Annotated in this window: 11 protein-coding genes; 9 read left to right on the forward strand and 2 right to left on the reverse strand. The window is 67.0% G+C overall.

The features are described from left to right. The first annotated feature begins 1 nt into the window (after position 1). The 5 genes from NG697_RS04615 (at position 2) to NG697_RS04635 (ending at position 6,459) form a co-directional block, all read left to right on the forward strand. A complete protein-coding gene (locus tag NG697_RS04615) occupies positions 2–2,527 on the forward strand; it encodes an MMPL family transporter (RefSeq protein WP_252613699.1) in 2,526 nt (841 codons plus the stop codon). Positions 2,528–2,536: 9 nt separating this feature from the next. Then, positions 2,537–3,223: a Maf family protein gene (locus NG697_RS04620; RefSeq protein WP_252601128.1), complete on the forward strand. Its 687-nt coding sequence runs from the start codon at positions 2,537–2,539 to the stop codon at positions 3,221–3,223. Positions 3,224–3,352: 129 nt separating this feature from the next. Then, a complete protein-coding gene (locus tag NG697_RS04625) occupies positions 3,353–5,167 on the forward strand; it encodes an acetyl/propionyl/methylcrotonyl-CoA carboxylase subunit alpha (RefSeq protein ID WP_252613700.1) in 1,815 nt (604 codons plus the stop codon). Positions 5,168–5,185: 18 nt separating this feature from the next. After that, entirely contained in the window at positions 5,186–5,626 is a 441-nt protein-coding gene (locus NG697_RS04630) for a YybH family protein (protein WP_058929593.1), read from the forward strand. Positions 5,627–5,727: 101 nt separating this feature from the next. Then, a complete protein-coding gene (locus tag NG697_RS04635; RefSeq protein ID WP_252601124.1) occupies positions 5,728–6,459 on the forward strand; it encodes a glutamine amidotransferase in 732 nt (243 codons plus the stop codon). 152 nt (positions 6,460–6,611) lie between these two features. Here the strand turns inward: NG697_RS04635 and NG697_RS04640 are convergent, their stop codons facing one another. Continuing rightward, complete coding sequence (locus NG697_RS04640; RefSeq protein ID WP_252601121.1) at positions 6,612–8,024, reverse strand: MFS transporter; 1,413 nt, start codon at positions 8,022–8,024, stop codon at positions 6,612–6,614. 272 nt (positions 8,025–8,296) lie between these two features. On the opposite strand from NG697_RS04640, the gene NG697_RS04645 reads away from it, so the two are divergent. From NG697_RS04645 to NG697_RS04660, 4 genes are all read left to right on the forward strand, one after another. Next, positions 8,297–9,769 (forward strand): MFS transporter, encoded by a 1,473-nt coding sequence (locus tag NG697_RS04645; protein ID WP_252601118.1) that lies wholly within the window; start codon positions 8,297–8,299, stop codon positions 9,767–9,769. Between the two features lies 1 nt (position 9,770). Continuing rightward, on the forward strand, positions 9,771–11,996 hold the full coding sequence (locus NG697_RS04650; protein WP_252613701.1) for a molybdopterin oxidoreductase family protein: 2,226 nt from the start codon (positions 9,771–9,773) through the stop codon (positions 11,994–11,996). Next, a complete protein-coding gene (locus NG697_RS04655; protein WP_252607841.1) occupies positions 11,993–13,555 on the forward strand; it encodes an FAD-dependent oxidoreductase in 1,563 nt (520 codons plus the stop codon). The genes NG697_RS04650 and NG697_RS04655 overlap by 4 nt, the downstream gene beginning before the upstream one ends. 80 nt (positions 13,556–13,635) lie before the next feature. Further along, positions 13,636–14,331, forward strand: a complete 696-nt coding sequence (locus tag NG697_RS04660) for a hypothetical protein (protein WP_252607840.1) — start codon at positions 13,636–13,638, stop codon at positions 14,329–14,331. A 28-nt stretch (positions 14,332–14,359) separates the two neighbouring features. On the opposite strand, the gene NG697_RS04665 is transcribed toward NG697_RS04660, so the two are convergent. After that, complete coding sequence (locus NG697_RS04665) at positions 14,360–14,545, reverse strand: PspC domain-containing protein (RefSeq protein ID WP_056348113.1); 186 nt, start codon at positions 14,543–14,545, stop codon at positions 14,360–14,362. Positions 14,546–14,559: the final 14 nt, after the last annotated feature.

The following is a 14,559-nucleotide window of genomic DNA, read 5'->3' on the forward strand; positions in this document are numbered from 1 at the left end:
CATGGCCCTGCTGCTCTACCGCCTCGGCAAGTTCTCCTACCGCCACCGCTGGCTGGTCATTTCGCTCTGGCTCGCGGCGCTCGTGGCTGTCGGCGGCTCAGCAGCCGCCTTCCACGGCACACTGTCCAACAACTTCCAGATTCCGGGCACTGAGACGCAGCGGATCGCGGACAAGCTGAAGCAGGAACTGCCGGCAGCGTCGGGCGGCTCTGCCACGATCGTCTTTGAAGCCCCGGAAGGCGGCTTTACTGACGGAAGCCGCGCCGCCGTCACTGCCTCCCTCACCAAGCTTGGGGAACTGCCTGACGTCAAGGCCACGGTGGATCCGTTCGACACGCAGGCCCAGCCGGACCAGGCCGGGCATGAAATCGCCGACGGCGAGCAGCAGCTCACCGCGGGCAAGGCCCGCCTCGATGCCTCACGTGCCGAGCTCGCCGCCGGCTCCGCGCAGCTGAACGACGCGGAACAGCAGCTCGCCGCCAGCGGCGCAACCCCAGCCATGGTCGAGGCCAAGCTCGGAGCGCAGATGGCCGCCCTGGCACAGGCCCAGGCGCAGCTCGACGCCGGCACACAGGAGTGGGAGGACGCCAAGGCCAAGCTCGATCTGGGCAAGCGGCAGGCGGAGGCATCCGGCGGGATCCGGTTTGTCTCGGCGGACGGCCAGGCTGCCGTGGCACAGGTGCAGTTCAACACCTCCATCAACGCCCTCACCCCGGCGGTGCGCCAGCAGGTCCAGGACATCGCGCATGAGACTTCGTCCGTGGGCGTGACGGCGCTGGCCAGCAAGGAAATCACCGAAGACATTTCAGAACTCTTCGGCACGGCCGAAATCATCGGCATCGGTGTGGCGGCCCTGGTCCTGATCCTGATGCTGGGGACGCTCATTGCCGCGGGCCTGCCGCTGCTGATGGCCGTCATCGGCGTCGGTGTCGGCGTGGGCATCACGTTCGCCCTGTCCGGCGCCTTCGAGATGAGCTCCATCTCCCCCATGCTCGCGCTGATGCTTGGCCTCGCCGTGGGCATTGACTACTCCCTGTTCATCGTCAACCGGCACCGGACCCAGCTGCTGGCAGGCATGGACCCCGAGGAATCCGTGGCACGCGCCACCGGAACCTCGGGCAACGCCGTGCTTTTTGCCGGCCTGACGGTCATCATCGCCCTGGCCGCCCTGGTGGTGCCCGGGTTGCCGTTCCTGAGCGTGATGGGCCTGGCAGCTGCCGGCACCGTCGCGGTGGCCGTCCTGGTGGCGCTCACCCTGACCCCGGCCCTGCTGTCCCTGATCGGCCGGCGCATCATTTCCCGGCGGGCCTGGGCCAAGGCCGAGGCCCACAACGCCGAGGCCGGCCACGAGGTTGCCGACGAGGCCAAAGATGAGGAAAAGAGCACCCGGGGCTGGGGCGGCCTGGTTACCAGGCACCCCGTCGTGGCGCTCGTCGCCGGCGTACTCGTGCTGGGAACGCTGGCCCTGCCCGCCGCGCAGCTCCAGTTGGCACTGCCCGACGGCGGCTCCGAACCGGTGGACTCCGAGGCCTACCAGGCCTATGACGTCACCGCCCGCAGCTTCGGCGAAGGCGTCACCGGACCCATTGTGGTGGTGGGTGAATTCCCAGCCGGCCTGGACGAAGCCCAGGCCCAGGAACTGCAGTATGACGTCGCGGACCTGATCCGGGGCGTGGACAACGTGGTGGCAACAGTGCCCGTGGCACTGAGTGAAGACGGCCGCACCGCCGTGTTCCAGGTCATCCCGGCAGAGGGGCCCGCCAAGGCCGGCACAGTGCAGGTGGTGAGCGAACTCCGCGAACGCGGCACCCAGATCCAGGCCGAAACGGGGGTCACCATCGGCCTGACCGGGCAGACCGCCGGCAACATCGACGTCTCCACAAAACTCGGTGACGCCCTGCCGCCGTACCTGGCGATCGTCGTCGGGCTTTCCCTCATCCTGCTGCTGCTGGTATTCCGCTCCATCGTGGTTCCCCTCCTGGCAACCGGCGGTTTCCTGCTGTCCCTGGCCGCCGCGTTCGGCCTGGTGGTGGCCGTCTACCAGTGGGGCTGGCTGGGCGGCGTGTTCGACGTCGCCAATCCCGGCGCGGTGCTGAGCTTCCTGCCGATCATCCTGATCGGTGTGCTGTTCGGCCTGGCGATGGACTACCAGGTGTTCATCGCGTCCGGCATGCGTGAGTCCTATATGCATGGCGCGCCGGCCAAGAAGGCCGTACGCATCGGCTTCAGCCATGCCGGCGCCGTGGTGACCGCCGCGGCGATCATCATGGTCAGTGTGTTCGCCGGCTTCATCTTCAGCCACCTGACCATGGTCCGGCCGCTGGGTTTCGCCATGGCGTTCGGTGTGCTGCTGGACGCGTTTGTGGTCCGCATGACCATCGTCCCTGCTGTGATGTACCTGCTCGGCGAGAAGACCTGGTGGCTGCCGAAATGGCTGGACCGGATCCTCCCGGATGTGGACGTGGAGGGCGCCCGGCTGGAACGCCGCGAAAACGAGCCGCAGAAGCTGACCGAGCCCGTCCACTAGGCTAAAGCGGTGACCCGCCTCATCCTCGCCTCCCAGTCCCCCGCCCGCACCAAGCTCCTGGCCGACGCCGGTATCCGGCACTCCGTGCTGGTCTCCGACGTGGACGAGGACGCGGTCCAGGCGCGCTACGGCGTCACGGATCCGCACGATACCGCGCTGCTGCTGGCCCGCGCCAAGGCCGAGGCGGTAGCCGCGTTGCCGGAAGCGGAGGGCGCGCTGGTCATTGGCTGCGACTCCGTCTTCGAGTTCGACGGCGAGGCGCACGGCAAACCGTACACGGCCGCCGTCGCCCGCGAACGGATGCTGCGGATGAGCGGCAACAGCGGTGTCCTGCACACCGGGCACTGGCTGGTGGACTGCCGCGCGACGGCAGCCGATGACGAGCCCGCCGAGATAGGCACCGACGCAGCGGCCGACGGCGGCAGCCCGGCACCGGGATCCGGCGCCACGCTCGGGGCGGTCGCCTCCGCCGAGGTCCACTTCACGGAGATGGATCCGGAAGAGATCGACGCGTACATCGCCACGGGCGAACCGCTGCACTGCGCCGGCTCTTTCACCATAGACGGCCTGGGCGGGGCGTTCATCCGGAAGGTGGACGGGGACCCGCACGCCGTCGTCGGGCTGTCAGTCTCCACGCTGCGCGGTCTCCTCGGGCACGCAAACGTACGCATCACGGACCTGTGGTCCGCCGAATAATTGCGGCGATTTTCCGACCAATTGTAGGTTCCCTACAAAGCTGCGCCCGTTTACACGCGGAAACCGCAAGTAATATCGGCGGAACCCACAAAATCGCGCTAGGCTCCCTGAAGGAAAGAAGGAGACGCCTTGTCAGCAAATTTGGAGCAGTCCGCTAGTCCCGTGCAATCGAACCTCACCAAGGTGCTGATCGCAAACCGAGGCGAAATCGCAGTGCGCATCATCCGCGCGGCTCGCGACGAGGGCATTGCCTCCGTGGCTGTCTACGCTGATCCGGACCGCGACGCGCTCCATGTCAGGCTGGCCGACGAGGCCTACTCCCTCGGTGGCAACACCGCCGCGGAGTCCTACCTGGTGATGGACAAGATCATTGACGTTGCCCGCCAGTCCGGTGCCGACGGCATCCATCCCGGTTATGGCTTCCTCGCCGAAAACGCCGAGTTCGCCACCAAGGTCATCGCGGCCGGCATCACCTGGATCGGCCCGTCCCCCGAGGCCATCTCGGCCCTCGGCGACAAGGTGCAGGCCCGCCACATCGCGGAGAAAGTGGGCGCACCCCAGGTCCCCGGCACCGCCGATCCTGTGCAGTCCGCCGAGGAAATCCTCGAGTTCGTGGACAAGTTCGGCCTGCCCGTGGCCATTAAGGCAGCCTTCGGCGGCGGCGGCCGCGGCATCAAGGTGGCCCGCACCCGCGAAGAAATCCCGGAGCTCTTCGAGTCTGCCGTCCGTGAGGCCACTGCAGCCTTCGGCCGCGGCGAGTGCTTCATCGAACGCTTCCTGGACGCCCCTCGCCACGTCGAAACGCAGTGCCTCGCGGACGCCCACGGCAACGTCGTGGTCATCTCCACGCGTGACTGCTCGCTGCAGCGCCGCAACCAGAAGCTCGTTGAAGAAGCACCTGCCCCGTTCCTCACCGAAGAGCAGAACCGCCGCCTCTACGAATCCTCCAAGGCGATCCTGAAGGAAGCCGGTTACCTCGGCGCCGGAACCTGCGAGTTCCTGGTTGGCCAGGACGGCACCATATCCTTCCTCGAGGTCAACACCCGCCTCCAGGTGGAGCACTGCGTCTCCGAAGAGGTCACGGGGATCGACCTGGTCCGCGAACAGTTCCGGCTGGCGCGCGGCGAGGAGCTCGGCTACGGCGACCCCGAGGTCCGCGGCCACTCGTTCGAATTCCGCATCACCGGCGAGGACCCGGGCCGCAACTTCATGCCCGCCCCCGGCACCATCACCACCCTGAAGAACCCCACAGGCCCCGGCATCCGGATCGACTCCGGCGTGGAGGAGGGCGATGTCATCAGCGGCAACTTCGACTCGATGCTCTCCAAGCTGATCGTCACCGGCGCCACCCGCGCCCAGGCCCTGCAGCGTTCGCGGCGCGCCTTGGAGGAAATGGTGGTGGGGGGCATCCCCACTGTTATCCCGTTCGACCTCGCCGTAGTTTCGGACCCGGCTTTTGCGCCCGCGGAAGGGCCTTTCAGCATCCACACCCGCTGGATTGAAACCGAATTCGTCAACAACATTCCCGCCTGGACGCCGGACGGAACCGCTGAAGCCAGTGGCGACGCCGGTGAACGCCAGCGCGTGGTGGTTGAAGTGGGGGGCAAGCGCCTCGAGGTTGTCCTGCCGGCCTCCCTTGGTTCGATCGGGGTGGGTCCCGCCGCCGGCGCGAAGTCCAACAAATCCAAGAAACGCCTCCGTTCAGGCGGAGCGGCTGCGGCCGCCGGCGGCGACGCGCTGACCTCCCCGATGCAGGGCACCATCGTCAAGGTTGCCGTGGCCAACGGCGACGTTGTGTCCGAGGGTGACCTGGTGGTGGTTCTCGAAGCGATGAAGATGGAACAGCCCCTGACCGCGCACCGTTCCGGCATCATCACCGGACTCAGCGCAGTGGCCGGTGAGACGGTTTCGGCCGGCGCCGTCATCGCCACGATCGAAGACTAGACCCTGCCGGAGGCCCCCATGCTCGCACCCAGTTTTGAAGAAGAAGTAGACCGCTACCACCTGGCGGTTCCGGAAATCACCCGCGGGAATCCCGGTGCCGTCAAGGACCTGTATTCCAGGCTCGACGACGTCACGCTGGCCAACCCGTTCGGCGGCATCGCACGTGGCTGGGCCCAGGTGGAGGCCCGGCTGGACCAGGCATCCCGGCAGTTCCAGGACGGCGAGATGCTCGGGTTCGACACCATCACGTCCTACACCGCACGCGACACGGCCTACCTGGTGGAAACGGAACACTTCCGTGCCCGGCTGGAGAGCGCCGCAGCGCCAGAGGAATTCGCGCTCCGTGTGACCAGCATCTTCCGGCGCGAAGAAGGCTACTGGAAGCTGGTCCACCGCCACGCAGACCCGGCCGCGCAGCCGCAGTCCCGGCGATCCTTCGCGCAGCCTGCCAGCCACTGACAGCAGTCGTGCCTACGGCGCCGGGGCTGTGCTCCGGCGCCAACCGCAGGCTGGCGCTGCGTCCTCTGGCGTTGAGCTGGGGCGAAAGGCACACTTAGCGTGTGAAGCCTTTCCTCCTCCTTGCCACCCGGGCTGAAGACGCCGCCGCCGAGGAAGAGTATGAGGCGTACCTGACGTATGGCGGGCTGACCCCTTCGCAGCTGAGGCGTGTCCGGCTTGAGGCCGCTCCCCTGCCGCAACTGGACCTGAACGATTACTCGGCGGTGATTGTGGGCGGCAGTCCCTTCACGTCCAGCGATCCGGCAGACCACAAGAGCGAAACCCAGCACCGGGTGGAGCGGGAACTGGCCGGGCTGCTGGACCGGATCGTGGCCCAGGACTTTCCATTCCTGGGCGCATGCTACGGGGTGGGGACTCTGGGCAGGCACCAGGGCGCCCTGATCGACAGGACCTTCGGCGAACAGCTGGGCGGGGTGGAAATCGAGCTGACGGAGGCGGGGCTCACGGATCCGCTCCTGTACGGGATGCCACGGCGTTTCACCGCCTTCACCGGGCACAAGGAGGCTTGCACCAGATTGCCCTCCCACGCGGTGCTGCTGGCATCCTCCCAGGCCTGCCCCGTCCACATGTTCCGCATCAAGCAGAACCTGTACGCCACGCAGTTCCACCCTGAGCTGGACGCGGAGGGCCTGGTGACCCGGATCGACATCTACCGCCACGCCGGCTACTTCCCGCCGGAGTCCGCCGAGGAACTCATGGCGGACGCGCGGACGTACACCGCCACCGAGCCCATGAAGATCCTCCGCAACTTCGTGGACCGCTACGCCAACTGAGCCTGCGGACGGGTGGCGAGCGCCGCCGCCGTGCGTTCCTCCGCGGTTGGTCCCGTCCGGACACAGCAAGGCCCGGCACGCTCCCCGCAATAACGGGGAACACGCCGGGCATTTCTGTCAGCAACCGGGCTGGAACGCCCGACGGCGGGGCCTCAGGCTACGTTGTTCTCGTAGTCCAGGTCGCGGGTTTCCTTGCTCACGAACAGCGCAATCAGCGTCAGCACCGACATCGCGGTCAGGTAGACACCCACCAGGACCGGGCTGCCGTCGGCCAGCTCCCAGAGCGCGACGGCGATGAACGGAGCCACGGCAGCACCCAGGATGCTGGACACGTTGTAACTGACGGCGGATCCCGTGTAGCGCACATTGGTGGGGAACAGTTCCGGCAGCAGCGCACCCATGGGGCCGAACGTGAGGCCCATCAGGGAGAAGCCGATGACCAACAGGGCCATGGTGCCCACGAAGCCGCCGCTGAACAGCGGGACGAACAGGAGGCCGAAAACGAAGATGCCGCCGGTGACGGACAGCAGCATCTTGCGGCGGCCGTATTTCTCCGCCAGCGGTCCGGAAACCAGGGTGAAGATGCCGAAGAAGACAACGCCGGCAATCAGCATCCAGAGGAAGTCGTTGCGGGTGAAGCCCAGGCCGGGAACAAATGCTGCCGCGGCGGCCTCGGACATCGGCTTGCCGGCCTTCTCGGCCGCAGCCCTGGCGGCATCCACGTTGGAGGCACGGGTGCCGTAGGTCAGCGTGAACGTGGTCATCAGGTAGAAGAGCACGTACGTGGCGAGCATGATGAACGTGCCCAGGATGAGCGGACGCCAGCTGGTCTTGAAGACCCGGGCCAGCGGCAGCTTGGCCACCTCATTGGATTCGAGCACCTTGGTGAAGGCAGGCGTTTCGATCAGCTTGAGGCGGACGTACAGGCCGATGATCACCATGACGGCGCTGAGCAGGAACGGCACGCGCCAGCCCCAGGCCAGGAAGTCGGCCGGTGTCAGTGTATAGCTGGCCACCAGGAAGATCACGTTGGCGATGATGAAGCCGATGGGTGCACCGAGCTGCGGGAACGTGCCGTAGATGGCGCGCTTGTTGGCCGGGGCGTTTTCGGTGGCCAGCAGGGCCGCGCCGCTCCATTCGCCGCCGAGGGCGAGGCCCTGGGCGAAGCGCATAACAACGAGCAGTGCCGGAGCCCAGAATTGCCAGCCCGGGACCAGCGCAGTGGGCAGGCAGCCGATCAGGAAGGTGGCAATGCCCATGGTCAGCAGCGAGGCCACCAGGGTGCCCTTGCGGCCGAACTTGTCGCCGAAGTGGCCAAAGACGATGGATCCCAGCGGGCGGGCCACGAAGGCCACCCCGAAGACAGCGAAGGAGCTGAGCAGCTGGGTGGTCTCGTTCTGGTTGGGGAAGAACAGCGCCGGGAAGACCAGCACGGCGGCGGTGGCGTAGACGTAGAAATCGTAGAACTCAACGGTGGTGCCGATCAGGCTGGCCACAATCACGCGGCCGCGTGAGTTCACCGCCTTGGGGGATCCTTGCTCCGCGGTGGTTTGCGTAGATGACATATGAACACTTTCCTGAGAACCGGCCGGGCCTGGTGAGACCCGGCGCACAGTAGTTAGAGTTCGATACTAGTTCCAGCCGTCCAGTCAATGGACAAAAGGTCCATCATGTGGACTAGTGGCACATGTCTCATCCTTCGGTCCGTTAACACTCCCTCACGCTGCGGGCCGGCTGCCGATAGGCAAATGTCACAGCGCGTTAACATACCGCGACTGTCCACGAAACGCGCGTTCTCTACCGTGGAAGAACAACATCCCCCATGAGGAGGTCCACCGTGACTGTTGACCGCAACGCAGATGCCGGCACCGGCAATTCCGTAGATATAGACACCGACCCGCTGCACGGAGGCGTGTCCTCATCCGCCAGCGCGCAGCCCTCCACCCGTACAACCGACGCCCCCGCCCTTGAATTCCGCCCTGGCCGCTGGATCGCCAACTGGAACGCCGAGAACAAAGAGCAGTGGGAGTCCGCCGGCCGGGCCATCGCCCGCCGCAACCTGAACTGGTCCATCTTCGCCGAGTTCCTCGGCTTTGTGGTCTGGCAGCTCTGGTCCATCGTGGTGGTCCAGCTGCCGGCAGCCGGCTTCACGTTCACCACCTCGGAAATCTTCTGGCTGATCTCCATGCCGAGCCTGGTAGGCGCCACCCTCCGGATCCCCTACACCTTTATGGTTCCCCGCTTCGGCGGCCGGAACTGGACCATCGTGTCCGCGCTCCTGCTCCTGATTCCCGCCGTCGGACTGGGACTTTGCGTCTCCAATCCGGAAACCCCGTTCGGTGTCATGCTGCTCGTGGCAGCACTTGCTGGCTTCGGCGGCGGCAACTTCGCCAGCTCCATGGCCAACATCACGTTCTTCTACCCGGCACGGGAGAAGGGCTGGGCCCTTGGCCTGAACGCCGCCGGCGGCAACATGGGCGCTGCCGTCGCGCAGCTCGCCGTCCCGATTGCGATCACCCTGCTCGCCGTCGGCAGCGTCAACCTGCCGATGGCCGGCTGGATGTGGATCCCCTTCATCCTGATCGCCGCCTTCGGTGCCTGGAAGTACATGGACAACCTCACCAGTGCCAAGGGTGACGTGGCCGGCTCGGTCGCGGCACTGAAGGAACCGCACCTGTGGATCATGGCACTGCTGTACATCGGCACCTTCGGTTCGTTCATCGGCTTCGCCGGCGTGTTCCCCAAGCTCATCAAGGACTACTTCCCGGCGTTCTCCTCCATCGGAGTCGGCACCGTGGCACTCTCGCTGGCCTTCCTCGGCCCGCTGGTCGGTTCACTCGCCCGCCCCTACGGCGGACGCATGGCTGACCGCATGGGCGGGGCCCGGATGACCGTGGCAGCATTCGCCGCCATGGCCGTCATCACCCTGACCATGATCTGGACCCTGCCGCTGAAGAACTTCTGGCTGTTCCTGGTCCTCTTCCTGATGCTCTTCACGGCCAGCGGCTTCGGCAACGGCGCAACCTACCGGATGATCCCCATCATCTTCGCAACGTCCAGCCGGGCTGCGAAGTCCGGTGCCAGCACTGTTGAAACCCAGCGGCTGGCGTCATCGGCCCTCGGACTGATCTCGGCCATCGGCGCCTACGGCGGCTTCGTCATCCCGCAGGTCCTGAACGCCTCCAACACGGCCAGCGGTTCCTACACCCCGGCCTTCTACGGATTCGTCGGAGCCTATGCAGTAATGCTGGCGGTCTGCTGGTTCTGCTACATCCGCAACGCCAACCGAAATGCGATGGGACACGTCTAACATGACCAAAAGCGCCGACACGCACTGCCCTTACTGCGCCCTGCAGTGCGCCATGACGCTCACGTCACCAGCGGTACTGACCCCGGCTTCCAAGCCGGGGTCAGTACCCGTGCCGGCTGAATCCGCAGCGCTGGCCGCTGCGGACGCCACCCTGAAGGCCCCCCTCCTCGAAGTGAGCGGCCGGGACTTCCCCACCAACCGGGGCGGCCTCTGCCGCAAGGGCTGGACCTCAGCCACGCTCCTCAACCACCCCGGACGGGTCACCGAACCCCTGCTCAAGGGCGCCGACGGCGTCCATCGCCCCATCGGCTGGGACCAGGCCCTGGCGCTGGTCACCACCGCCGTGAAGGACACACAGGCACGCTACGGGAAGGACGCCGTCGGGGTTTTCGGCGGCGGTGGCCTCACCAACGAGAAGGCCTACATGCTGGGCAAGTTCGCCCGCCTGGCCCTGGGCACCTCACGCATCGACTACAACGGCCGCTTCTGTATGTCCTCCGCCGCGGCCGCCGGGATGCGCGCCTTCGGCCTGGACCGCGGCCTCCCGTTTCCGCTGGCAGACCTGGACTCGGCCAGCACCATCATGATGCTCGGCTCCAACGTGGCAGAAACCATGCCGCCGTTTGTGCAGCACCTCCAGGGAGCCCGCGACGCCGGCGGGCTGATCGTGGTGGATCCGCGCCGTTCAGCCACGGCAAAGTTCACATCCGACGGCGGCGGCCTTCACCTCCAGCCCCTGCCGGGCACCGACCTCACCCTCCTGCTGGGCCTCTCGCACGTGATCATCCACGAAGGCCTGGCAGATGACGACTTCATCGCGGCACGCACCACCGGCTACGAGGCCGTGGTCCGCAGCGTCAACTCGTTCTGGCCCGAACGCGTCCAGTCCCTCACCGGCGTCCCGGCGGAGCTCATCCGGGAAACCGCCCGCAGGCTCGCCGACGGTGCGGGCAAGGGCGGCAGCTACATCCTTACCGGACGCGGCGTGGAGCAGCACGTGGACGGCACGGACACCGCCACCGCCGCGATCAACCTCAGCCTCCTCCTGGGCCTGCCCGGCTCACGGCGCAGCGGCTACGGCACCCTCACCGGCCAGGGCAACGGCCAGGGCGGCCGCGAGCACGGCCAGAAGGCCGACCAGCTCCCCGGCTACCGGAAGATCACCGACCCCGCCGCCCGCGCCCACATGGCCGGCGTCTGGGGCGTCCCGGAGGAAACCATTCCTGGGCCGGGATTGCCCGCCGTCCAGTTGCTGAAGTCGCTGGGACAGCCCGACGGCGTCCGGTGCCTTTTTGTGCACGCCTCCAACATCGCGGTGGCCTCCCCCGATGCAAACGCCGTCATCGCCGGGCTCCGCAGCCTGGACTTCCTGGTGGTCTGCGACTTCTTTATGTCCGAGACCGCCGCCGAAGCCGACCTCATCCTCCCGGTCCTGCAGTGGGCCGAGGAGGAGGGCACGCTCACCAACCTCGAGGGGCGCGTCCTCCGCCGCCGCCAGGCCCTGCAGCCGCCGGCCGGCGCACGCAGCGAACTGTGGATCATGGCCCGGCTGGCAGAAGCGCTCGAGGCCCCGTCCACGTACAGCGAAGATCCGGAAACAGTCTTTGAGGAACTGCGGCTGGCCTCCGCCGGCGGGCACGCCGACTACTCCGGCATCGACTACGCGATGCTGGACCGCGGCGAAGCCGCCTACTGGCCGTACCCCGTGGGGAGCACCGGCACGCCCCGGCTGTTCCTGGACACGTTTGCCCACTCCGGCGGCAAGGCGGTCATGACCCCGGTGACGCCCCGGCGTCGTCGTACGCCGGCCCCCAACCCGGACCCGGGCGCGAAAACCATGACCCTCATCACCGGCCGCCTCCTGGAGCACTACCAGTCCGGGACGCAGACCCGGCGGGTGTCCGAGCTGCTGGCCACCCAGCCCGAAGCGAAAATGCAGATCCACCCCGCCGCGGCGGCCGCCATGGGCATCACCGAAGGCGCCTTTGTCTCGGTGGCCAATGAACGCGGCGAGGTGTTCTGCAGGGCGGAACTCAGCACCGCGATCCGGCCCGAGACAATCTTCCTGCCGTTCCATTTCCCGGAACTCGAAAGCGCCAACCGCCTCACCGAGGCGGCAACGGATCCCATCTCCGGGATGCCCGAATTCAAGTTCAACAAGGTGTGGGTCCGGGCGGTCGCAACCGGACTTCAGAACAGTGTTCTTCAGACATCGGAGGCCTCATGAGTGAGCAGATTGTCATTGTTGGTTTCGGCCCCGTGGCTGCCCGCCTGATCGATGAACTGCTGCCCGCGGTCCGCGACGGGCACGTCAGCCTCACAGTCGTGGGCGAAGAAGCCGAGGCCGCGTACAACCGTGTACTGGTGGCCGACCTCGGCGTCGGACGCACCACCGCCGATGCCCTGGCCCTCTCCGACGCCGCAGCCCTGGCCGCCGACGGTGTGGACGTCCGGCTCGGCGTGCGGGTCCGCCGCGTGGACCGGGCCCGACAGCAGGTGATCCTTACAGACGGGACCTCCGCCCACTATGAGCGGTTGGTCTTCGCCACGGGTTCCCGGCCCGTCATCCCCAACCTGACCGGCATCAACCCGGATCCGGCTTCCCCCGTCCTCCCTGCGGGCGTCACCGCGCTCCGGGATCTCCGCGACGCTTCGGTTTTGCGCGCAGCGGTCGACGGCGGCAAGCGAGTTGTGGTGCTGGGCGGCGGCGTCCTGGGCCTCGAGACAGCCCTCGCGGCTGCCGAGGAAGGCGCCACGGTTACGGTGGTGCACAACGGGCCGCACCCGCTGGGACGCAACATCGACCGGGGCGGCGGCGCGGTCCTCGCGGCCAGCCTGCGCCGGTGCGGCGTGCGGATGGCCGGCAACGCCCGGTCCACCGGGGTGGAGCACAACGCGCCCGACGGCGGATTCTCGGCACTGCTGCTCAATGACGGTTCGGCGATCGACGGCGACCTCCTGGTCCTCTCCTGCGGCGTCCGTCCCCGGACCGAGCTGGCCGAAGGCTGCGGCCTGTCCGTTGGTGCTGGCATCCTGGTGGACCACCGGCTCCGTGCCCACCACGAGCCGCACATCTTCGCGATCGGCGACTGCGCCGAGGTCCGTTGCCCGGATCCGGCCTGCAACGAGTGCCGCACCGCCAAAGGCCCGTCCGGTCTGGTGGGACCCGGATGGCGGCAGGCCGAATGGCTGGCCGAATACCTGACGCTGCTGGCTAACGGCACGCAGGAAGAGGCCGACGCGCTGCAGGAGCTGCCCCAGGAACAGGCCGGCGTGATTGTGCTGAAGGCACGTGGAATGAACATGGCTGTGGCCGGCGACAACGGTGCCGAACCGTGGGATGAAGACGTTCTCACCGCCGGCGCCGTGAACGGCCGGCAGCGCCTTCAGATCGCCCAGTGGGCCGATCCCGAACACGGCCGCTACGTGAAGATGACCACCCGCGGTGGAGTGCTGGAAGGCCTGGTGGCCGTGGGTATGCCGCGGACCGCCGCCGAGCTCGTGGGACTGTTCGAACGCGGTGCCGAACTGCCGGCCGACAGGTCACTGCTGCTCCGGCTCGATGGCCCGGACCAGCTGGCCGCGTCCGGTCCCGCCGATCCGGAAGGAACCGTGTGCCGCTGCGCCGGAGTCAGCGGCACCAAGATCCAGGGTGCCGTGGCGGATGGCTGCTCCACCGTGGCCGAGGTGTCCAAGGCGACCCGCGCCGGCACCGGCTGCGGCGGCTGCCACGAGGACATCAAGGGGCTCATCGAAAAACACTTCCAGGCGGCTCCCGCCGCCTGACTTGTCCTGAAGCCAGGAAGCCCGGACGTGTGCGCGTCACGGAATCGGACCCGGAACGGATGGCAGGTAGCATCGGGGCCATGAATGCCGACGAAGAAGACGACATCACCGAAGAACTGCTGGCCGACGCCGGGAAGCTGACCGGACTGAGCCTGGAACTCTTGGGCCTTGATCCGCACCCGGATGACTTGACGCCGGAACAGAGGCTGCAGTTCGAGCCGGAAGACCTGGACGAAATGGCGGCTGTCTCGCCGGAAGACCGGAAAACCGCTGTGAGCCAGACACTCCTGCTGGCAGGCCTTCTGTGGAACTCGTCGGGCCTGCTTGTGGACCAGCTCTTCCGCGATCTCGGGACCATGACCGCACTGGATGCCGTCACTTCGTCCGACGTCGCCGGTTCCGCTGTGCTGTCCTCGCTGCCGCCTCAGTTCGCCACCAGCTACGACGCGACGTTTACCCGGAAGTTCCTCGTGGTCGCTTCCGATGTGACGGCATCGCTGGTCCGCGGCTGGACAGCCCCCGGATGCCTCGCAGCAGAGCTCGCCGTCCACTGCCTGCTCGATCAGGCGGAAATCACCGAGGACATCTATGAACTCGACCTCCCGAAAGACTGGCGTGCTCAGGTCGAGGAAGTCCTGTTGGAGGAGGCGGAGAGTCCAGCCCTCTACTCGGACAGCCCCGACATCCCGGAAATAGACGCCGGGAAGCAGCGTATCGAGGGCTGGTTCACCCCCTTTACTTCCGGCAGCACCGTGCCGCCCTACGCCCTGGCCTAGGCGTCGAGGCCGGGAATCCGGGCGGTCTTTAGGCCGGAGCCTTCGGAATCATGATCCACAGCGCGATGTAGACCAGCTCGCCTATCCCCACCAAGCCAAAGATCACAAAGCCGAGCCTGACCAGGAACTTAGGGATCCCGAATCGGGCTGAAAGGGCGGCGCATACGCCGCCGATGATTTTTCCGCGGCGTGGCCGCTCCAGTGCTGTAGTCATGCGGCCACGCTACC

Source organism: Pseudarthrobacter raffinosi (assembly GCF_023913835.1).
GTDB classification, from domain to species: Bacteria; Actinomycetota; Actinomycetes; order Actinomycetales; family Micrococcaceae; genus Arthrobacter; species Arthrobacter raffinosi.

Excerpts from the sequence above, each read along its gene's own strand:
- NG697_RS04630 (WP_058929593.1), top strand. The coding sequence starts at position 5,186 with ATGCTCGCACCCAGTTTTGAAGAAGAAGTAGACCGCTACCACCTGGCG.
- NG697_RS04615 (WP_252613699.1), top strand. The coding sequence starts at position 2 with ATGGCCCTGCTGCTCTACCGCCTCGGCAAGTTCTCCTACCGCCACCGC.
- NG697_RS04660 (WP_252607840.1), top strand. The coding sequence starts at position 13,636 with ATGAATGCCGACGAAGAAGACGACATCACCGAAGAACTGCTGGCCGAC.
- NG697_RS04665 (WP_056348113.1), bottom strand. The coding sequence starts at position 14,545 with ATGACTACAGCACTGGAGCGGCCACGCCGCGGAAAAATCATCGGCGGC.
- NG697_RS04655 (WP_252607841.1), top strand. The coding sequence starts at position 11,993 with ATGAGTGAGCAGATTGTCATTGTTGGTTTCGGCCCCGTGGCTGCCCGC.
- NG697_RS04640 (WP_252601121.1), bottom strand. The coding sequence starts at position 8,024 with ATGTCATCTACGCAAACCACCGCGGAGCAAGGATCCCCCAAGGCGGTG.
- NG697_RS04650 (WP_252613701.1), top strand. The coding sequence starts at position 9,771 with ATGACCAAAAGCGCCGACACGCACTGCCCTTACTGCGCCCTGCAGTGC.